This window comes from Streptomyces sp. NPDC058240 (genome assembly GCF_042882135.1).
Lineage (GTDB): Bacteria > Actinomycetota > Actinomycetes > Streptomycetales > Streptomycetaceae > Streptomyces.
This window is the reverse complement of record NZ_JBHVWT010000023.1, coordinates 39,966-59,382: the sequence shown is the minus strand read 5'-3', so window position 1 is coordinate 59,382 and position 19,417 is coordinate 39,966. Positions and strand designations below refer to the sequence as shown.

At 70.5% G+C, this 19,417-nt stretch carries 16 protein-coding genes, 1 pseudogene and 1 riboswitch; of the genes and pseudogenes, 6 read left to right on the top strand and 11 right to left on the bottom strand.

From position 1 onward, the window contains the following. Positions 1–80: 80 nt before the first annotated feature. On the bottom strand, positions 81–938 hold the full coding sequence (locus ACFVX4_RS28375; RefSeq protein WP_389982157.1) for a sterol desaturase family protein: 858 nt from the start codon (positions 936–938) through the stop codon (positions 81–83). 479 nt (positions 939–1,417) lie between these two features. On the opposite strand from ACFVX4_RS28375, the gene ACFVX4_RS28370 reads away from it, so the two are divergent. Continuing rightward, positions 1,418–2,056 (top strand): chorismate mutase, encoded by a 639-nt coding sequence (locus ACFVX4_RS28370; RefSeq protein WP_389982154.1) that lies wholly within the window; start codon positions 1,418–1,420, stop codon positions 2,054–2,056. A 112-nt stretch (positions 2,057–2,168) separates the two neighbouring features. Here ACFVX4_RS28370 and ACFVX4_RS28365 read toward each other — a convergent pair whose 3' ends face one another. Then, positions 2,169–3,677, bottom strand: a complete 1,509-nt coding sequence (locus tag ACFVX4_RS28365) for a glutamate synthase subunit beta (RefSeq protein ID WP_389982151.1) — start codon at positions 3,675–3,677, stop codon at positions 2,169–2,171. Positions 3,678–3,934: 257 nt separating this feature from the next. On the opposite strand from ACFVX4_RS28365, the gene ACFVX4_RS28360 reads away from it, so the two are divergent. Continuing rightward, positions 3,935–4,525, top strand: a complete 591-nt coding sequence (locus tag ACFVX4_RS28360) for a lytic polysaccharide monooxygenase (protein ID WP_389982148.1) — start codon at positions 3,935–3,937, stop codon at positions 4,523–4,525. Here ACFVX4_RS28360 and ACFVX4_RS28355 read toward each other — a convergent pair. The 3 genes from ACFVX4_RS28355 to ACFVX4_RS28345 all read right to left on the bottom strand — a co-directional run bounded on the left by ACFVX4_RS28355 (position 4,498) and on the right by ACFVX4_RS28345 (position 10,735). After that, positions 4,498–5,493, bottom strand: coding sequence for an aminoglycoside phosphotransferase family protein (locus ACFVX4_RS28355; RefSeq protein WP_389982145.1), 996 nt, complete (start codon positions 5,491–5,493; stop codon positions 4,498–4,500). The two genes, ACFVX4_RS28360 and ACFVX4_RS28355, sit on opposite strands and share 28 nt — an antisense overlap. A 97-nt stretch (positions 5,494–5,590) precedes the next feature. Then, positions 5,591–7,273, bottom strand: coding sequence for a hypothetical protein (locus tag ACFVX4_RS28350; RefSeq protein ID WP_389982142.1), 1,683 nt, complete (start codon positions 7,271–7,273; stop codon positions 5,591–5,593). Positions 7,274–7,372: 99 nt separating this feature from the next. After that, positions 7,373–10,735 (bottom strand): glycosyl hydrolase, encoded by a 3,363-nt coding sequence (locus ACFVX4_RS28345; RefSeq protein WP_389982139.1) that lies wholly within the window; start codon positions 10,733–10,735, stop codon positions 7,373–7,375. A 213-nt stretch (positions 10,736–10,948) separates the two neighbouring features. On the opposite strand from ACFVX4_RS28345, the gene ACFVX4_RS28340 reads away from it, so the two are divergent. Then, positions 10,949–11,965, top strand: coding sequence for a LacI family DNA-binding transcriptional regulator (locus ACFVX4_RS28340; RefSeq protein ID WP_389982136.1), 1,017 nt, complete (start codon positions 10,949–10,951; stop codon positions 11,963–11,965). 27 nt (positions 11,966–11,992) lie between these two features. On the opposite strand, the gene ACFVX4_RS28335 is transcribed toward ACFVX4_RS28340, so the two are convergent. Further along, a complete protein-coding gene (locus ACFVX4_RS28335) occupies positions 11,993–12,865 on the bottom strand; it encodes an EamA family transporter (RefSeq protein WP_389982133.1) in 873 nt (290 codons plus the stop codon). Positions 12,866–12,868: 3 nt separating this feature from the next. Here ACFVX4_RS28335 and ACFVX4_RS28330 point away from each other — a divergent pair, with 3 nt between their 5' ends. Next, on the top strand, positions 12,869–13,000 hold the full coding sequence (locus ACFVX4_RS28330) for a hypothetical protein (protein WP_389982131.1): 132 nt from the start codon (positions 12,869–12,871) through the stop codon (positions 12,998–13,000). 139 nt (positions 13,001–13,139) lie between these two features. Here ACFVX4_RS28330 and ACFVX4_RS28325 read toward each other — a convergent pair whose 3' ends face one another. From ACFVX4_RS28325 to ACFVX4_RS28315, 3 genes are all read right to left on the bottom strand, one after another. Further along, positions 13,140–13,793 carry an HD domain-containing protein gene (locus ACFVX4_RS28325; RefSeq protein WP_389982128.1) on the bottom strand — a complete coding sequence of 218 codons (654 nt, stop codon included), beginning with the start codon at positions 13,791–13,793 and terminating at the stop codon, positions 13,140–13,142. Between the two features lie 77 nt (positions 13,794–13,870). After that, entirely contained in the window at positions 13,871–14,950 is a 1,080-nt protein-coding gene (locus tag ACFVX4_RS28320) for an NAD(+)/NADH kinase (protein WP_389982125.1), read from the bottom strand. Positions 14,951–15,185: 235 nt separating this feature from the next. Further along, the gene (locus ACFVX4_RS28315; protein ID WP_389982122.1) at positions 15,186–16,583 is read right to left on the bottom strand and encodes an APC family permease; all 1,398 of its coding nucleotides are present in this window, start codon (positions 16,581–16,583) and stop codon (positions 15,186–15,188) included. A gap of 359 nt (positions 16,584–16,942) precedes the next feature. On the opposite strand from ACFVX4_RS28315, the gene ACFVX4_RS28310 reads away from it, so the two are divergent. Beyond that, the gene (locus ACFVX4_RS28310) at positions 16,943–17,260 is read left to right on the top strand and encodes a hypothetical protein (RefSeq protein WP_266430696.1); all 318 of its coding nucleotides are present in this window, start codon (positions 16,943–16,945) and stop codon (positions 17,258–17,260) included. Positions 17,261–17,277: 17 nt separating this feature from the next. Here ACFVX4_RS28310 and ACFVX4_RS28305 read toward each other — a convergent pair whose 3' ends face one another. Beyond that, entirely contained in the window at positions 17,278–17,691 is a 414-nt protein-coding gene (locus ACFVX4_RS28305) for a TetR family transcriptional regulator C-terminal domain-containing protein (RefSeq protein WP_389982237.1), read from the bottom strand. Positions 17,692–17,700: 9 nt separating this feature from the next. Between ACFVX4_RS28305 and ACFVX4_RS28300 the strand changes: the two are divergent. Continuing rightward, positions 17,701–18,597, top strand: a pseudogene (locus tag ACFVX4_RS28300) (FAD-dependent monooxygenase); the annotation flags it as partial. A gap of 39 nt (positions 18,598–18,636) precedes the next feature. Here ACFVX4_RS28300 and ACFVX4_RS28295 read toward each other — a convergent pair. Then, on the bottom strand, positions 18,637–19,125 hold the full coding sequence (locus tag ACFVX4_RS28295) for a transglycosylase SLT domain-containing protein (protein WP_389982118.1): 489 nt from the start codon (positions 19,123–19,125) through the stop codon (positions 18,637–18,639). 4 nt (positions 19,126–19,129) lie between these two features. Then, positions 19,130–19,316: riboswitch (cyclic di-AMP (ydaO/yuaA leader) on the bottom strand. Between the last annotated feature and the right edge of the window lie 101 nt (positions 19,317–19,417).

Here is a 19,417-nt window from a genome sequence, read left to right as displayed (position 1 = left end):
TCGCTCACAGAGGCACTGTTCACGTCGGGCAAGGCTGTACTCCTAGATCGTGGCGCCGCGGCACGGCATGGAAGGGCAGTTCAGGCAGAACCGGTCCCGGGCCCCTTCGCACGGCGCAAGGGGTGGAGAAGGCTGGAAACGATCTCCCCCGTACGGGGGAAGGACGCGGGATCGCCCAGGCCGACCGCGACCGGTTCGCGGCCGGGCCGCCAGGTGTAACTGCCGAAGAAGTGGTCCCAGATCGACAAGTCCGAGCCGTAGTGGCCCGCCTCGGACAGATCGGTGCTGTGATGCAGGCGGTGCTGTTCGGGGCTGGCGAGCACATGATTGAGCCGCCCGATGCGCACGTCGATGTTGGCGTGAACGAAATAGCCCTGGGCAGCCACGAAAAGGCCCACCACTAACACCGAGTCACGGGAGAATCCGACCAGCGCCAGAGCCAGCTGAACGGTTCCCTGCGCGAGAACGATATCGAGGACGTGGTTGACACCATTATTGGCGACGTTGACCTTTTCCGGCACATGGTGCACACCGTGCAGTCGCCACAGTATCGCATTGGTATGACCGAGCCGGTGCACCAGATAACTGGCCAGTGAACCGGTCAGCAACGCCGCGGGTATTTCCGTCCAGAGATTGAGCGTCGGCTCGCTCGGAGACACCACGGAGACGACCGTGGAAACCAGATACTGCGCAAAGGCGCTGGCCACCATCGTCAACAGGAAATAGACCCCGTACCAACGCCACTCACCGGCGTTCGGGTGCCAGGCCCACCGGTGCGGAATCAGACGTTCGAGCACGGTGAGATAAGCGATGACGCCAAGCAGGAAGAGCGGGCTCACACGGTCGGGATCCCAATCGAGACACAACGCCGCAGCGGCCACCGAAACCGTGCTCGCCAGCAGAAATGGGTACGCCGACACACGCAGGACAGCGCGCACGGACGGTACCGGCACCACTTTTCCCCGGACCCGACCGGAATTCACCTCCGGATCACCGCCGGGCAACGGTTCACAACTTTCCACCCACAGCACCCTTACGAAAGGAACCAGCACGGAGCAGTGCACAGAAGGGTGCACAGACCGTGAAAGAGAAACTCAATACTAACCGCGGACACGCGTGACCGGCACACCGGACGTCACCTGTCACGCGCGAGGAAGATGGGCTGAAGTGTGATGCGAGCCGCCTCATGGGCCCCGCGGACCCGAGTGTCGCCACCGGGGGCCGCCCTACTTATTTTTCCCCCATCAGCGACCTCAACCGTCGAATTCAAGCCTCGTGGCGATACTCTGCGGCGAGCACGGCGAGAATCACGGGTGACACCCGGACCATTCGGGCCGTCATGAATATGAATTATTAGTAACACCAATAAGCTTTTTCGATTTTTCGAGCGTTTACTCCCGGATCGACAGGAACACCTGTGCAACGGACCTCGACCTCACGCCATTTGCTGACCAGCACGGCGATCACAGCGGCGCTGCTCGTCGGAGTGGCGGCCGCCCCGCTCTCCACGGCCGCGACGGGTCCCGGCGGTTCGGCCCGGCGGCCTCCCCTGTTGTCCGTCGCCGAGCTCTCCGCCCGGCGCATCGCCACCGGTGACCTGGTCGCCGCGGCCAAGTGGGGCACCGGAAGCCCGATCGACGACCCCGCCAGGGAACAGCGGGTACTGGACTCCGTGGCCGAGCAGGCCAGGAGGCTCGGAGCGGACCCACGGCTGACGAGGCTGGTCTTCCGGGACCAGATCGAGGCGAACAAGGCGGTGCAGCGCGGGTTGCACCGCCTGTGGCGGGACCGGCCGTCCGAGGCACCCACCGAACGTCCCGGCCTCGACGAGGTGCGCAAGGAGGTCGACCGCCTCAACAAGGCGCTCGTCCGGGCCGTCGCCGACTCGGCACCGTACCGCCGCTCCGCTCCGCTGTGCCGCGTCGCGCTGGCCGTCTCGGCGGAACGCGTGAGTCACGAGAGGCGCCTCGACGAACTGCACGCGGCCGCGCTGGCCGGCTCCTTGAAGTCCGTCTGCGGAGCGTCCACCGGCCCGCCGGACAAGCGAGGGGTCTGAAGTACGTGGCGAGCAAAGGGCGTTGACGGCGGCCGGTCCGCACGTCGACGGATTCACGCGGCCGGGCACAAGCCACCAGCGCCGGTCCTGCGGTGCGATCGCAGCCGGGCGCTCAAGCCATCAGAGGCCGGTCCTGTGGTGCGATCGGGGCCGGGAGCACTGTCGAGCCGGTCAGGTAGCGGTCCGTCGCGGCGGCGGCGGACCGCCCCTCCGCGATGGCCCACACCACGAGGGACTGGCCGCGCCCCGCGTCACCGGCGATGAAGATCCCGTCCGTGCGGGTACGGACCGCCCGCCCGGACGGCTCCGTCACCTCGGCCCCGAAGCCGGCGTTCCGGGCGAAGTTGCCCCGGTCGTCCAGCGTGAGCCCGAGCTGGCTCATCAGGCCCGTGCCGTGTTCGGGGCCGTAGAAGCCAAGGGCGAGCAGCACCAGATCCGCCGGGATCCCCCGCTCGGTCTCCGGGCGCGGCCTTCTGGCCTCGGGTTCCACTTCTGCGAGGCGCAACGCGTGCACCCGCCCGGACCGGTCGCCCTCGAAGCGGAGGGTGGCCGAGGAGAAGACCCTCGGATCGGCACCCTTCCGCCCCCGCGCCTCCTCATGGGCGTGGGATATCCGGTAGACCTTCGGATACGTGGGCCAGGGCTCGTTGTCCCGCCGGGTGTCGCCGGGCTCCGGATTGATGTCCAGCTGCACCACTGAGGCGGCCCCCTGGCGCAGTGCAGTCCCCATGCAGTCCGAGCCGGTGTCCCCTCCCCCGATGATCACCACGTGCTTGCCCTCGGCGGTGACAGCAGGCGCGTCACAGTCGCCCTCGGTGACCTGGTTGGCCAGGGTCAGATAGTCCATGGCCTGATGGATGCCGGACAGCTCGCGGCCGGGGACGGGCAGCTCCCGTTGGCCTCGCGCACCGACGGCGATGACGACCGCGTCGTGTCGCTCTGCGAGCTCGGCGGCGTCGAGGTCACCGCCGATGTCCACCCCCGTGCGGAATTTGGTGCCCTCCGCCCGCATCTGCTCGATGCGGCGGTCCAGGTGGCGTTTCTCCATCTTGAACTCGGGGATGCCGTAGCGCAGCAGTCCGCCGATCCGGTCGGCACGCTCGTAGACGGCGACGGTGTGGCCGATTCTCGTGAGCTGCTGCGCCGCGGCCAGACCCGCCGGACCGGAGCCGACGACGGCGACGGTCTTCCCGCTGAGGCGCTCCGGCGGCCGCGGTGACGCGTACCCGCGTTCCCAGATCTGGTCGGCGATGGTCTGCTCGACGTTCTTTATGGTCACCGGGTCGGCGTTGATGGTCAGTACGCAGGCGTCCTCACACGGGGCCGGGCACAGTCGCCCGGTGAATTCCGGGAAGTTGTTCGTCGCGTGCAGCCGCTCGGCCGCGGCCCGCCAGTCCGACCGCCTCGCGTAGGTGTTCCACTCGGGGATGAGGTTTCCCAGCGGGCAGCCGCTGTGGCAGAACGGGATGCCGCAGTCCATGCAGCGCCCGGCCTGCTCGGATACGAGGGGGAGCCGCGCCTGTCCCGCGTAGACCTCGTTCCAGTCGCTCAGACGTTCCTCGACGGGGCGTGCCTGGACGGGTCGGCGGGGGAATTTGAGGAAGCCGTGCGGGTCGGTCATGGGCCGCCTCGATCGCTCATTCGCGGTGTACAGGCGTTTTTGCCAGCCTACGCCTGCTTTGTCCACCGGCCACCATGCCGATGACGCCCCTTCGGTCCGATCGGAAGGGTTACCGGCAGGTCACCCGGCGGCGCATTGCTGGTATGGACATGACCAATTGCCCTGGCTAGTCTCGAAGTTGGTCTAGACCTAACGGGGTGGAGCGCGCCCTCCCCACTCGTCTCGCAGCGCCCCCACACCTCGCTCAGGAGCGAAGCATGCGCAGAAGGATCACCTCGTTCGTTCTCGGCCTCGGAATCGCCGGAGCCTCCCTCCTCGTCACCACCGGCAGCGCCCAGAGCCACGGCTACACGGACGCTCCCGTCAGCCGCCAGCAGCTCTGCGGCGACGGCACCGTGCGCAATTGCGGCCAGATCCAGTGGGAGCCGCCGAGCGTCGAAGGCCCGAAGGGCTTCCCCGCCCGCGGCCCGGTCGACGGCACGATCTGCGCCGGCGGCAACGACCGGTTCTCCGAGCTCGACGACCCGCGCGGCGGCGCCTGGCCCGCGACGCAGGTCACCGGCGGGCAGAGCTACACCTTCCGCTGGCGCATCACGGCCCGGCACGCCACGACCGACTTCCGCTACTACATCACCAAGGACGGCTACGACCCCGCCAAGCCCCTCACCCGGGCCGACCTGGAGCCGCAGCCGTTCCTGACCGTGCCCTTCGGCGGCCGCCTGCCGGCATCCACCGTGACCCATGCCGGGGTCCTGCCGCAGAAGTCGGGCAAGCACCTGATCCTCGGCGTCTGGACGATCGCCGACACCGGCAACGCGTTCTACGCCTGCTCGGACGTCACCTTCTGAGTCGGGTCCGCATCCCGCACGACTTCCGCCACCCGGGGTGGTGGGCCCACCACCCCGGGTGGCGGAGGACGTCCGGCGGCGTCCTGTCCGATAAGGGCCTCGGTGATCTGACGGGTGGTCTGCGCGGCGACCCGGGGGTTGCCTGCGGCGTACGAGGTGTGGGCGTTCAGGCCGGTGGTCAGCGCCCAGCCCCGCCCCCTGGTCCAGGTGGCCTCGTCCACGCCCAGCGCGTCGCGGAAGACCGCCCGGCTGTCGGCGGACATCAGGGTGAACGCGATGGTCAGATCGCAGGCCGGGTCGCCGATGCCGAGTTCGCCGAAGTCGATGACCGCGCTGAGGCGGCCTGCGGTGGTCAGCAGATTGCCGGTGTGCAGGTCGCCGTGGAACCAGACCGGGGGGCGGGCCCATCCGGGCGCCCCGAGCGCCGCGTCCCACAGCCCGGTCATGGCCCCCGCGTCGAACGTGCCGTCGACCTCCGCGATGGCGGCCCGCGTCGCACGGTCCCGGTCGGCCAGTGACCGTACGGTCAGGCCCTCGTGGTCCTCAGCGGGCACGGCGCGCTGAAGGGCGGCCAGGAACCCCGCCAGCTCGACGGCGGCGTCCGCCGAGTCCGCCAGGCCCTCGACGGTCGCCACCTCGCCGTCCAGCCAGCGGGACACCGCCCAGGGCCACGGGTAGCCGAAGTCCGGCTCCCCCACCCCCATCGGCATCGGGACGGCCAGCGGCAGGCCCGGGGCGAGGCGGGGCAGCCACTTGGACTCCTTGCGGGCCTGCCCGGTCGCCCCGGCGTGCCGGGGCAGCCGGACGGAGAGCCGCTCACCGAGCCGGTGGATCACATGGTCCGAGCCGGCCCGGTCGAGCAGTTTCAGCGGCAGCCCCGCCCACCGGGGGAACTGTGTGTCGACCGGACGCCGGACGAGTGCGGTGCCGATCGCGGGGTGGATGTCCACCGTTCGCTCGGCGGTCAAGGACGGCTCCTGCCTCCGGCCCGCTCCGCGCGGCGGGCGGTGCCGGTCGTCACAGCGTGCCCGGCACTCGCCTGTCGACCCGCTTTCCCGGCCGGTCTCACTGCGGTGCCGCGGCGCCGACGCCGGTGACAGGGCCCTCGACGAACACCGGGGACGGGCCCGCCTCCAGGGTGAAGCGGCCGTCCGCCGGCTGCCTGACGGTGCGTCGGCCCCAGGAGTCGACCAGGGTGACCGGACCGGTCGCTGACACCGTGAGGTCACGGACGGTGGTGGCCCAGACCACGCGGGTCGTGCCGCTGCCGGTGAAGCGGAGGGAGTAGGCCGGTGCGGAGAGGCCGTCCGTGCCCGCGTAGGTCCTGCCGCCGAGCATCCGGGCCACCACGGCCTGGGCGACCGCGGCCGGTTTGGGGGCGTTGGCGGTGACCGAGACGGGGTTCGCGGTGGTGGCGGTCACGGGCTGCCGGAGCATGCCGAAGTTCTGTTCCTTTTCGGCGGGGTCGCTGCCGTCGTCGACCAGGTCGTACCAGTAGACCCGGGTCACACCGTTGGCCAGGCCGATCGCGTAGAGCCGGATCAGGTTGTCGGCCTGCTGACGTTCGGTGGTGCCGTGAGCAGTGTCGGTGGGCCAGCCCATCTCGCTCAGGACGATCGGCTTGTCCTTGCCACCATTGGCTGCGCGGATCCGCTGCCGCAGGCCTGCGATGGTGTCGCCGGAGCCGCCCAGCCACTCCGGTCCGCCCGGGTAGTGGTAGGGGTGGACACTGTAGGCGTCCATCGACTTCAGTCCGCCGCGGTCGATCAGGTCCGGCGCGAAGCACTTGGTGCCGTCGGCGGCCACGCAGTTGCCGATGCCGATGGTGGCCGGGCCGACGACCGAGGCGCCCGGGGCCGCGGCCTTCACGGCCTGGTACACCCCTTCGAGTACGTCCAGGTAGCAGGCGGCGCTCTTCCCGCAGGCGCTGTTGTTGAACTTGTCCGCGTTGTACTCGTTCAGCACCTCGACGTCGCTCCGGCCGTACTGCTTCAGGACCGCCGCGGCGAACTTCCCGAAGGCGGCGATGCCTTCGGGGCTACTCGGCGTATGGCCTTTGTCGTACAGGGGGTTGGCGCCGTTCGCGATGATCATCGGGGTGATGCCCAGCGCGCGGGCGCGCGCCATCTCGGTGGAGAAGGCGGCCGGGAAGGTGTAGCTGCCCTTCGTGGTCTCGAACCGGTTCCAACTGGCGTCCTCACGGATGTGCGCGATGCCTGTCTTGCGCGCCTCGTCCAGTACGTTCAGGCCCCAGCCGGCGCGTCCGATGTGCACGGCGGCGCCGAACGGGGAGGTGGGGCCGACCACGTCGTCCGGCACCGGCTCGATGACGGCGAACGAAGTGCGCAGGTCGGTCGGGTCGGTGGAGGAGCCCGCGTGCAGGGAGAGTTCGAAGTATCCGGGGGCGAGGTCGGCGACGGGAATCGTGGCCTTCCCGCCGGAGAGCCAGCTGGTGCCGCCGCGCACCCGGGCTCCCTGTTCATCGTTGATCGTCCAGGAGACCGAGGCCGCCGATGAGCCGAACTCCACCGATCCCTGGCCCTGTTGGAAGATCAGGCTCGGGGAGGTGACCGACAGGGTGTGCGTCGCGGCGGGGGCGGACGGAGGAAGGGCCACGAGCAGGGAGAGCGCGAGGGCCGGCGCGAGTGCGAGGGCCGGGATGCGGGCGAAGCGTGGGCGCCGCCATGGACCTGGCCGGTCGCGGCGTCGGGGGCCGGACATGTCGTCGGTGCTGGAGGTGTGGGTCATGGTGGTTCCGCCTCTCGCTGCTGATGGTGGACGTCACGGGTGTCGGGAACGACGGCCGGTGGGCGCGGCGTGTGGCGGCGCCCACCGGCCGGGTTCGGGTCAGCGGGTCAGCTGCACCTGCTGATAGCGCACCAGCTTCCAGTTGTTGAGCCCGTCGCCCCAGGTCTGCCATCCGTCCAGACCGAGCGAGCGGTAGTTGTTCTCCCGCTGCACACCGTCGTTCTTGTTGACCGTCAGAGTCAGCGAGAACGAGGGGGCCCTGGGCGACAGCGGGGCGATCCGCTTCCATGGCACGGCGACCAGGTAGGTCGTCGTCCCGGCCCCGTCGTCGCGGGCGACCCGGACATCGGCGCCCTCCACGGACCCCACCGGATAGTCCTTCGGCAGGGATTCGACGAATACCCCCGGCCCCTCCGTCACGGTGTCACCGGCGTAGAGCATGTACCAGTCCGCGCCCCAACTGCCAAGCCCCTCACCGGGTTTGCCCGGCTGGACGCCGATCCCGATGCTGTCACCGGCGGGCAGCCAGGCGATCTTCTGCGCCTTTCGGTGGTCCTTCTCCCGGACGACCGCGGACACGTAGAGGTTCTTGTCGTCCCAGGTCGCCCACATGTCGCCGTCGGCGGCGGAGGGTTCGATGCCGTTGTACGAGCCGACTTCGGAAAGATCCACCTTCGGGACGTTCTCCAGTCCGGTGAGCCTGCCGTCCACCAGGTGCGGAGTGGCCCTGGCGATCGGGCTGAAGCCGAAGGAGTCGCTGTCGTGTGCGGTGCGTCCGTCAGTGAGTCTCGCGGTCACCTCGACGGGCCGGACGGCGTAGGCGGAGGCTCCGTCGACGGTGGCGCGGAAAGTGCGCGTGGTCAGCGGCGGGACCGTATCCCGGCTGCCGCTGCCTGCGATCGTTCCGGTGCGGTCGCCGAAGGACCAGTCGATCCCGGCCACCCCGACCGATGCGTCCGGCGAGTGGTTGGTGACGGTCACCGCGAGCCGGTCGGTGCGGGTGGCGCCCTTCACCGACATCTCCGGGGACACGTCGACCGTCACCGGCTCGGCCGTCACCCGCGTGCCGGTCGCGACCGCGCCGGCCCGCTTCCCGTCGAGAGTGACCGCCGCCGCCAGACCGCGGCTGCCGGGCGTGTCCCCGGCCGGGACCTTCAGCACGGCGCTCGCCCGCCGGCCGGGGGCCGCCGAGACGGTGACCCGCTCGCCCTCGGTCTCGAAGACAGCGGTGCGCCTGCGCGTCGGCACCCCGTCGCCGTGGCCCGTGGCACGGTTGTCGAGTGTGGCGGTCACCGGTACGTCGGCGCCCGCCGCGATGTCCTTCGGCGCGGACAGCGAGAGCAGCGGTGACGCCTCGACCTTGTCCACCGCGGCCCGCAGATAGACCGGGGCGCCGGTGGCTGTCAGATGCACCCAGCCGTCCACCGGCTCCAGCACCCGTTCCGCTCCGAGCATGTCCACCACGGTGACCGGCTTCCCGGTCCGCACCCGGACCGGCTTGCCGGAGCGGTCGCCGCTCCACAGGGCCGTGGTCACCGCACCGCCGCCGGGTGAGCCGGAGGCGGACCGGAAGCTGTACGCGTACAGGTCGCGGTCGCCGGTGCGCAGCCGGCCGGTGAACTGCGCTTCGGTCAGTTCGCGGGCGACGGTGGAGTAGGCGAGGTAGGCGGGCTTCGGGTTGAGCCCATTGGCCTCCGGGCCGGTCTTGCGCAGCAGCCCGAAGTTGTGTTCCCCGTTGCTGGGCCCGTTGCCGTCGTTGATCAGGTCGTACCAGTAGTAGCGGGCGATGCCTGCGGCCTTGGCCTCCAGCAGGGCTCGTGCGGTGGCCTGTGCCTGGGTCTGCTCGCTGACGCCGATGCCGTCCCGGTCGGCGGAGGTCCAGCCCTGCTCGGTGATCCAGATCGGGAGTTCCCTGCCGTCGTTGTACTGACGCATCAGCCGCTTGAGGCCCGCGATGTCGAGCTCGACGCCCTCGGGGTCGCCCGGGGCGCGGTAGGGGTGGATGGAGATCGCGTCCATGTGCTTGAGCCCGCCGAGCTTGAAAAGCTCCTCGAACCAGTCCAGGGGCACCTTGAACGACGAGGCGCCGACCACGGTGACCTTCGGGTCGGCGGCCTTGACCCCCGAGTACGCGGCGGCCAGCATCTTGGCGTAGCACTTCGCGCTCTGCGAGCACACGCCGTTGGAGAAGCCGCCGTAGTACTCGTTCCAGACCTCCAGCGACTCGATCCGGCCGCCGGCCTTCTCCGCGACCTGTCCGGCGTACTTCCCGAATGCCTGGTACGCCTCGTCGGTGCTCGGGATGTTGCCGTAGTCGGAGTTGCCGAAGCCCAGCAGCATCAGGCCGTTCTGGCCGCGTGCGCCGAAGTCCGCGGTGACGCGTTCGCTGGCCTCGGGCCATTGGTACTCGCCCTTGGGGTGCTCGATGCTGCTCCAGTAGACGGAGTCGACGCGCAGTGCGTCGGCACCGGCACGGGCGGCGAGCCTGGTGCTGTCGCCCCAGGCATCGCCGGGGGCGGAGCGGTGGTGGTGGTTGATGCCGAAGAAGGAGTCGGTGGTGCGCTTCGGGTCGGGGCCGGGGTGCTGCACCGCGAAGCCGGCCGTACGGGCGACCGGGGCGCCGTCCGCGGCGGTCCCCCGAAGCGTCAATGTGTAGTAGCCGACCGGGAGTTCACCGGCATCGATGGCGCCCTCGCGGGTGGCCGGGTCGATGGCTGCGGCGCCCTGCCGCACGGTGCGGCCCCGGTAGTCGCGGACGTTCCAGGGCACGGTGCGGTCGCGGGCGGAGAGGACTCCGAAGGTCGCCCGCGCGCCCGGGTCGAAGAGGTTGCCCGGGGTGGTCACGTCGATCTGTACGTCATCGGTGTCGACCGGGGACGGGGCGAAGGCGTAGCGGGCGAAGCAGACCGGTTTCTCACTGGATCCCATGTCCTGTGCCCAGGAGGCGATGCGCATGTCCCGGCCGTACTGCCCGCCGGCGAACGCCCCGTCGGGGATGTAGAAGTGCGCGGTCTTCCAGGTGTTGGTGCCGGTGGTCTTCACGATCCGTGAGGTGCTCCACGGGTTCGCGCCCGCGTCGTAGACCAGCGCGAACTTGGCTCCGGGTGCGTCGAAGTAGTCGATGTCGACGGCCGCGTGGTTCGCCCCCTCGTGCTTGAGGCGGGCGTCCACGGTGACGTACAGGTACTGGCTGGGGCGGCCGGGGCCGATCTCCCAGCAGTCGCGGTCGCCGTACGTCTTGACGTTGGCGCTCGCCTCGTCGCTGCCGGGAGACGCGTCGATGGTCGCGCCTTGGGCCTCAAGTGTCTTCCCGAACACGGCGGTTGCCGAGTCTTCGGTGCCCGTGGCGGTGGATCCGGCTCTCTCTGCGGAGGCGGCGGCCGGGCCGAAGGCCAGCAGGCCCAGCAGTGTGGAGAAGGCCACCGCCGCGCGGGACAGGCGTCTGCGTGGTCGATGTCGCATGGCGTGAAACTCCCTGATCATCGGGCGCGGGGGTGCTGCGCGGGATCTCTGCGGAGAACGTGGACGGACTGAGCCCGATGCGGCTCCGGGCCGTTGCGCAACCGCTTGCTCAAACGCGGCACAGACTGGTCCCGCAAATAGACCCTGTCAAGGGTTCGCACAGTAACCGACGTAATCGCACAAGCAGTTGCGCACCATGGATAGGCTGATGCCATGTCGGAACGAGGCAGGGTCACACTGAGCGATGTCGCGGCGGTCGCCGGGGTTTCGCTCTCCACGGCGTCGAGGGCGTTGAACGGCGGCGGCCGGGTCTCGACGGCGACGCGATCACGCATAGCCGAGGCGGCGCGCAGGCTGGACTTCCGTCCCAACGCTCTGGCCCAGTCCTTCGCGTTGGGGCGGAGCCGGACGATCGGCATTCTCGCCCAGAATGCCCGGGGAGCCTTCACCGAGCCGGTACTGGTCGGGGCGTTCACCCACCTCGGCGGCCGGGAACAGGCCTGCCTCCTCTACGACACGAGTTTCGACCCGGACTCGATGGCCGACAGCGTCCGCAGGCTGCAGGCCCGGCGCGTCGACGGACTGCTGGTGCTCGGCGACGACCTCCGGGCCGAAATGCGGTCCGTCACGGCCGAGTTCTCCGTCCCGGTTGCCTACGCGTTCGGGCTCACCGACCGGGAGGGCGACTCCTGCTACGTCCCCGACAGCCGGATGGCCGGCCGGCTGGCGGGCGAGCACCTGCTGTCGCTGGGCAGGCGACGCATCGCGCACATCACCGGCGAGGCGGCCGACACCGCCACGACGGGACGTGAGCAGGGGCTGCTGTCTTCGCTCGCCGAAGCCGGGCTCTCCCCCGCGACCGGCACGCTCCGGGGCGACTGGAGCCGGGCCTGGGGGGTCACCGCCTGTCGCCGGCTGATCGATTCCGGCACCCGGTTCGACGCCGTCTTCTGCGGCAACGACCAGATCGCGCTCGGCGCGGAGTCGGTCCTGTTGGAGTCGGGAAGGCGGGTCCCGGACGATGTCGCACTGGTCGGCGTGGACAACTGGGAGTACGTGATCAGTGGCCAGCGCACCCGCCATCTCACCACCGTCGACATGGGGTTGGCCGCGCTGGGCGCCGCCGCAGCGGCCCAGGTGGCCGACGGGCGCGACTCCCCCGGGATGCACGCCCACCCGTGCACGCTGGTGGTCGGCGCGACGACGGTCGGGGAGCAGGCCGGGGCCTGAGCCGGTCCGGCCCCGACTGTCCCGCGGTCATTCGGCGGCGGCGAGTCGGGCCTGCGGCTGGACGGTGACGAGCGCGATGCCCCCGCAGCACACCGCGAGGAGCAGCAGCTCTGCGGGAGAGGGCGCGGGCGCGGTGTCCAGCGCCCAGTCGCCCAGCCGTACGGTGAAGGGAACGGCCAGTTGCACGGCGGCCGTGAAGACCGGCCCGCGGAGCAGGATGAGCCGGTGCTGCACGAGGTAGGCGGGCGCGTAGACGGCTGCGCCCAGCACCACTGTGCCGCCGGTCGCGGCGGGTGTCGGCGGATGGGCGATCAGCGCGGGCAGGGCCATCGGGAGCAGCAGACAGGTGGCGGCGGCGAGCAGCACGGGCAGCACGGCGAGCGGTGGCAGCCCCGACAGCCGCTCCCGGTACAGGAACCCGTACACGGCGAAGGCCACGGTCGCCGCCGCCACCAGCAGCAGCCCCATCCCGTCCGCATCGCCCGCGTCCGCACCGAGCGCCGCGTATCCGGCGGCCGCCGCGCAGGCGAGCGCCGCCCCCGCCACCTTGCGCGGCCCGGACCGTTCGCCGAAGAACATCGCGCCGACCGCCACCGAGGCGCACGGCATCAGCGCGACGACGAGGTTGGTGAGCGAGGTTCCGATGCGTGGGATGGCGAGGAGGGTCCCTGCCGCGTACCCGGCGAATCCGAGCAGGCCCAGCAGCCATACGGTGCCCGGCCTGGCGGCGGCCCGGCGCAGGTCGGCCCGGCCGTCGGCGGTGGAGGCGGCGACGGCGGTGAGCACCGCGCAGCACACGGCGGTTCGGCCGACGGCGACGATCAGCGGGTCGGTCCCGGTGACCAGGGCGCCGGAGAGCAGCCAGGTTCCGGAGAGCAGCAGGACGAGGACGGCCGGCATCGCATGGCCTTTCCGTGGGTGGCGGAGGAGCGGGCGGAGAGTGCGGAGCCGTTCGACGGCCGGACCGCCCGCGTCACCGAGGTGCCCATCGGAGCCATCGTCGGTGGGCACACGCCCACTTGGCCGGAACGGTGAGCCGTGCGAAGAGCGCGATGACGCTGCGGCCGAGCTCGCTGATCCCGCACCGGCCCCCTCTGCACGGTCACTTTCCTGTAGGCGCCAACTATATCGACGGGTGCCGTCTCCACCAGGTCATGGGGCCTGCTCCTCCGCGTCACTCCGGCCAGGCGGAATCCAGGATGGTGTCCACGAAGTTGCCACGCTCGAACCCGGGTGCGTAACGCTCCAGGACATCGGCTTTCACATTGCCGAACGTGGTGTCCGGCTTGGGTTCGATGCCTTCGGTGAAGGCCCTGAGGATGCGCCGCTTGAAGTCGGGGCGGGGGTGGAGGGCGACGATCGCCGCACGGTCCGCTTCACTGATGTCGTCGTACCCGATGCCCAGTACGTCGTACTCCACACCGGCCGTCACCAGTGCGACCTCGGGCTCCATGAACGATGGGATTCCCGGCGTCGTGTGGAGTGCGATGGCCGTCCAGACGCGACGGATGCTGTCCTCGGGCACACCGCGGCTCTGCAGGAATCGCCGTGCCTCGTCGGCGCTGTCCACCTCGAACCGGCGCCCGCTGCCGCGGAATTCCTCGTTGAGCCCGAGATCGTGGAACATGGCTGCGACGTAGAGCAGCTCCGGGTCGAAGCTCAGCCCGCCGTTGTGTCCCTGGAGCCCGCCGAAGAAGTAGACGCGGCGGGAGTGGTGGTAGATCAGGTCGTCGGTCGTGTCACGCACCAACTGGGTCGCGGCCGAGGCCAGTTCGGTGTCGGGAACCGTCACGGTGGTGAAGGCGGGGAGATCGGCACTGCTGGGCATGGGAACTCCTTTGTCGTACGGCACTTCGGCCTCGTGGCCCCGGTTCCCCGGCGGGAGGCGGGTGGAACCCGGCGCGGTCAGACACCGGCCGCCCCGTCCCTGTCCGCCGGGGAGAGATGGAGATGGGCCAGGTCGTGCGGGACCGGTCCGTCCGGTCGGAAGAGCGGCGCGCTCTCCCCGTCGGCCGCCGTGGCCGGCGCGTCCGTGAGGCGCAGGCGCGTGCGCAGCCGCCCGTAGAAGTCGTGCGGGCCGAGCCTGATGACCCGCAGACGGCGCGGTGCCGCGTACACCCCGAGCCAGTCCCCGGCGTCCAGCACACCGCGCAGCTGCCCGTCGATGGTCACCGCGCCCTGGCCCGAGTGCGGCAGGACCCGTACGGCGATCGGTTCGTCGGCCGCGGCGATCACGGTGCGGTCGAAGGTCATGTGCGCCGCTACGGGCGTGAAGAGGACGGCGTCCATGCGCGGTGAGACCACCGGACCGCCTGCGGCGAAGCTGTAGGCGGTCGAGCCGGTGGGCGTGGCCATGATGACCGCGTCGGCCGAGTACGAGGCGAGGAGGCGGCCAGCGATGTAGACGCCGAGACTCACCTGCCGGTCGCGGGCGAGCTTCTCCACGACGACGTCGTTGAGCGCGGTGACGTCCAGCGCCACACCCCAGCCCTCCGCCGCGGCCTCCTCGTCCAGGGCGACCTGGGGAGGCGGCAGCATGGGGCGCCGCCCGTAACCCATCAGGGCATCGATGTCCTGGGGCACTTCGAGTACGCGGGAGGCCCTCATGGTCAGGGTCATGCGCTCCTCGACCTCCGCCCGGCCCCGGTGGACGGCGTCGAGGGCCCGGACCACGTCCCCGGCCGGCACCTCGGTGAGGAAACCGACGCGGCCCAGGTCGATCCCGAGGACGGCGCCGTCGTTCTTGGCGGCGATCCTGGCGCCGCGCAGGAATGTCCCGTCGCCGCCGAGCGTCACGATGAGATCGGGATTGCCCGCGACATCGGCCTCCTCGCGCCCGCCGCGCCTGCGTTCGTCGTCGCGCCACACGTCGATGTCCGTGCACGGAATGCCTTCGCGGGCACACCAACCGCGTACGACGCCCGCCGCGACGACGGCCTCGGGATGGCCCTGGTGAACGACGACTCCGACCCGCTCGACACTCATCCCGCCACGACTCCCCGTGTTCCGACGACGACCTCACCCCACTGTGAGGGAATCAGGGGTGTGTCCGCCCGTCGCCGGGCCGACACGGCGCCCGGTCGGGCGATCGGGTCCGGTGACGGGCCCCGGGTGGCCGGATCCGGGCTCCCCGCACCGGGACGTGGCGGACGGCACGGGAGCGGCCCGCCGGCGGATGATCTCCACCGACGGGCCGGGCACCGCACGGAACATGTCCGGGTCAGGACTGCGCGTCCTCCGGAATGCTGACCAGCCAGCGGGTCTCCCGGCGGGGTCGCAGGTAGAGCGCCCAGTAGAGCGTGGCGACCGCGGTGATCCCGCCGGTCCACAGCAGGTACTCGGTCTCCTGCTGGGTCAGGATGTACGCCAGCACGGCGATCAGCAGCACGGGGATCGCGGGCCACAGCGGCATGCGCCAGGCCGGCGCCTCGCGGTGCGTGCCACGGCGGCAGAGCAGGGCCGCGACGGCGACCAGCAGGTACATGGCGGTGACGGATACGCCGGTGACGCCGTACAGGGTGTCGAGGTTGACGAAGCAGAGCGCCGCTCCGGGAACGCCGACGACCAGGGTCGCGACCCACGGGGACCCGAACCGGCCGAGTCGGGACAGGGCGTGGTTGATCGGCGCGGGCCATGCCTTGTCACGGGCGGAGGCGAACAGCACCCGTGAGTTCTGGATGACCATCACGATGCCCGCGTTGATGATCGCGAGGGCCACGCAGAGGCTGACGAAGGTACCGACGGCCGAGTTGGACCAGGCGGCGACCATGGTGTTGAGGTCGCCCGAGGTCAGGGCCTCCAGGTCCGGGGCGCCCAGCGTGATGGCGATGACCGGGACGAGGATGACCGCCGTGGAGATGGCGAGGGTGGCGAGCACGGTGCGGGCCACGTTGCGCCGCGGGTTCTCCAGCTCCTCCGAGAGGTAGACCGCCGTGGAGAAGCCCTGGGTGATGAAGAGCGCGATCGCGAGACCGGAGACCACCATCATCGCGGTGACGGTCGAGCTCGTGCCGCCCGGCGAGGCGACCGACCCGTGCACCAGCGCCGACGCACCGCGCTCGGAGTGGGCGAAGCCGAGAACGGCGACGACACCTGCCGCGATCACTTCGAGGACAAGGAAGATTCCGGTGATCCACGCGTTGGCGCGCAGGTCGAGGAGGCCGGCGAGGGTGGCGAGCACCATGACGCCGGCACCCGCGACGGGAGCCGGAATGTGCACGATGGGTGCGAGGTAGTCGGCCGTTCCCATGGCGATGACCGGAGGCACGATCATCACGACCAGCAGCGAGAGCACGAAGACGAGCCACCCGGCGAGCCGCCCCGCCATGGTCGACACCATGGCGTACTCGCCTCCGGCACTCGGAATGAGCGTGCCCAGCTCCGAGTAGCAGAAGGCGACCGCGATGCAGAGCAGCGAGCCGATGGCGATCGTGAGGGCGGTGTACGTGCCGAGGCTGGAGAACAGGTCCGGGACGACCACGAAGAGGGTCGAGGCGGGCGTCACGCAGGAGAGCGTGAGCAGAGTTCCGCCCACCACGCCGATGGAACGCTTGAGCTTCTGTGGAGTGGGGCCGGTCGCTGGGGCGAGCGCCTGGGGAGCGCTGAGCGTTTCGGTCATCGTGCGGTTCCGATCAACAGGTGCGGTGTCTGAGCACGGGAGCGGTATCGCCTCCAGACGAGGACGTGGTGAGTGGTTTCGTCGCTCCCAGCGCGACATGCAATCCTGACGTGTTCCGCAGGTCAAGAGGTGTTCACCTTCGGAATTCGTTGTTCCGATGGGCCGATCCGACGATTTGGCGTTAACAACGCGTCATAGTCCGGGGATCGGCGGGTGCGGGAACCGCAGCCCGGCCCGATGGAAAGTTTCCCCCATATCCAGCATCCGGAAGGGCGGGGCGGTGTCCCGCACGAGCGGGCGCGGTCGGTGCGCGGAGCCCGCGGGTCGCGCATCCGCGGTCTTGGTGCCAGCCTGGAGTCATGGCTTGGGCGTCGTGGACGACTTGCGGTGTGTTCTCCGGGCACGGCGGCGTGCTCACGGAGGAGGTCGGTGTCCTGTCCGGGGACCTGACCGTTCACACGACCTGGGCGGATGACTTGGCCCAGGTGACCGTGCAGTACACGGGTGCGATCGACTGGTTCACCATGTCGGGCAGTCCCGTGCCGTGTTGTTCGGAGGAGGACAGCCGTCGTCTGCACGATGCGGTGGTGCAGGCGGTCCGGAAGGGTGAGGCGGCCACCGTTCCCGTGCCGCCCCGCCCCGCCCGGGAGCAGGCGGCGGAGCCCGCCCAGGAGTGACGCCGGCGCGTCGACGATCACGCGTCGCGGAGCGCGGCGGCGACCAGCCCCGCGATCTCGTCCCTCGGCACTCCCCCGCCGCCCACCAGCCGGTCGAACACCAGCCCGTCCACGCAGGCCAGCAGCGTGAGCGTCCGGCCCTCGGCGTCGGCCACGCCCTGCGCGTCCAGGAAGACCCGCACGGCCTCGCGTGCCGCGTTCTCGCGCGGCACGAGGATCTCCCGCAGCTCCGGGTGACGCACACTCTCGACCGCGCACGCGTAGCGGGCGAGCGACCTCTGCCGACCCCGACCGGCCAGCCGCCACTCGACGAAGCCGGCGAGCCCGTCCGTCAGTTCGTCGGCGTCGCGCGGCATCCCCGCCTGCTCGCCGGCCGCCTGCAGCTCCGCCTGGTCGAGGGCGACGAGCCGCCGCACGAGCCCGGTGAGCAGCGCCTACCGGGTACGGAAGTACGCCGAGGTGGTGCCCGGCGGCAGGTCCGCCGCCCGGTCCACGGCCCGGTGGGTCAGGCCGCGCATCCCCGCCTCGGCCAGTCCCTGCTCGTCGGATTCGATGTGACGTCCGTCGACCGCTCCGACTCCTCGCGGGTGCGCCTCACCGCCGGTGACACCCGCCTCGACGCGGATCTGGTCGTGGCCGCCTACGGCATCGGCAGCCGATTGCGCTCCCAGCTCTTCCCGGGGCACCCCGGTCCGGCCTACAGCGGCTCGACCGTGCTGCGCGCCATCATCGAGTCCCCGGTCGACCTGAGTGCCGACTTCGAGCTCACCTGGGGGCCGGGGGCCGAGTTCGGCCACATCGCCTTCACGGACGGCCGGGCCGAGTGGCACGCGGTGCTCAACGCCCCTGCCGGTGTGCGCCATTCGGATCCCCTCGCCGAGGTCCGCCGCAGGTTCGGCGGCTGGCACGACCCCATTCCCGCGCTGCTGGCGGCGACCCGGCCCGACGCCGTCCTGCACCATGACGTCGACGAACTGGTCGTCCCGCTCCCTTCCTACGCGGTGGGCCGGGTCGCCCTGCTCGGCGATGCGGCCCATGCCATGACACCGAACCTCGGCCAGGGGGCGTGCCAGGCCTTGGAGGACGCGGCGACACTGGCCGCCGCGCTCCGCACCGAGCCCACTGTCGAGTCGGCGCTCGGCCGCTACGACGCCGAACGCCGGCCCCGCAGCCAGTCGGTCGCCCGAGCCGCCCGCCAGGCCGGCCGGATGGGTCAGCGGCTGTCCCGGCCGGCGGCCGTCGCGCTGCGCAACACGGCACTGCGCCTCGCACCGTCCCGCGTCACCGTCCGCACGATCCTGCGCCACGCCGACTGGACGCCCCCGCGGCCGGGGTGACCGCGGGGGCGACGGCCCGGAGACCGTTCGTTCCGTATGTCAGTAGGCCCCGGAGACGTTGTCGATGGAGCCGTACTTGGCGGCCGCGTAGTTGCACGCTGCCGTGATGTTGGCGACGGGGTCGTAGCTGTCCATCGCCGTGCCGGGCACGTGGTAGGCCCGGAACGTCGGATCGATGATCTGGAGGAGGCCCTTGGACGGCGTTCCGGCGGCGGCGTTCGAGTCCCATTTGTTGATGGCGAGGCGATTACCGGAGGACTCGCGCATGACGTTGCGATGGATACCGTTGTAGCTGCCGGGAATGCCGTGCTGGGCCATGACGGCCAGCGACTCCTTGATCCAGCCGTCCAGATCGTCCGTGTACGCCGCGGTCGGCGCGGCGGCACTGACGGTCTGCGCCGGCGCCGCCGAGGCGGCGTGGGCACCGATCAGCGGAAGCATGAGTGCGGCGGCACCCGTGCCCAGGGCGATGAAGCCCCTGGTCAGCGAGGTGGGCCTGCGACGACGGTACGTACCCGTTGAGGTCATGATGGATTCCTCTCCGTCGCCTGCGAGGTGAGCTGTCGGGTTCGGGCTGGAGATGCCTGGCCGCACACGAATGCGACTTCACCCCGAGCCGTTCCGGATACCGGATCGGCGGCTTACCTGGGTTCCCCGCTCCTGCCGTACACGAGTGGGTGGGATTGCCGGACGGCGGCAGGATTCGGCGTTCCGTCCGGATTGACGGTGACCGTAGGCGAGAAGGACCGAAAGGGACAAGCCCCTAATTTCCGAATGCAATTCACTTACAAGATCGAGTCATCAGAATCGGGGTAATCCA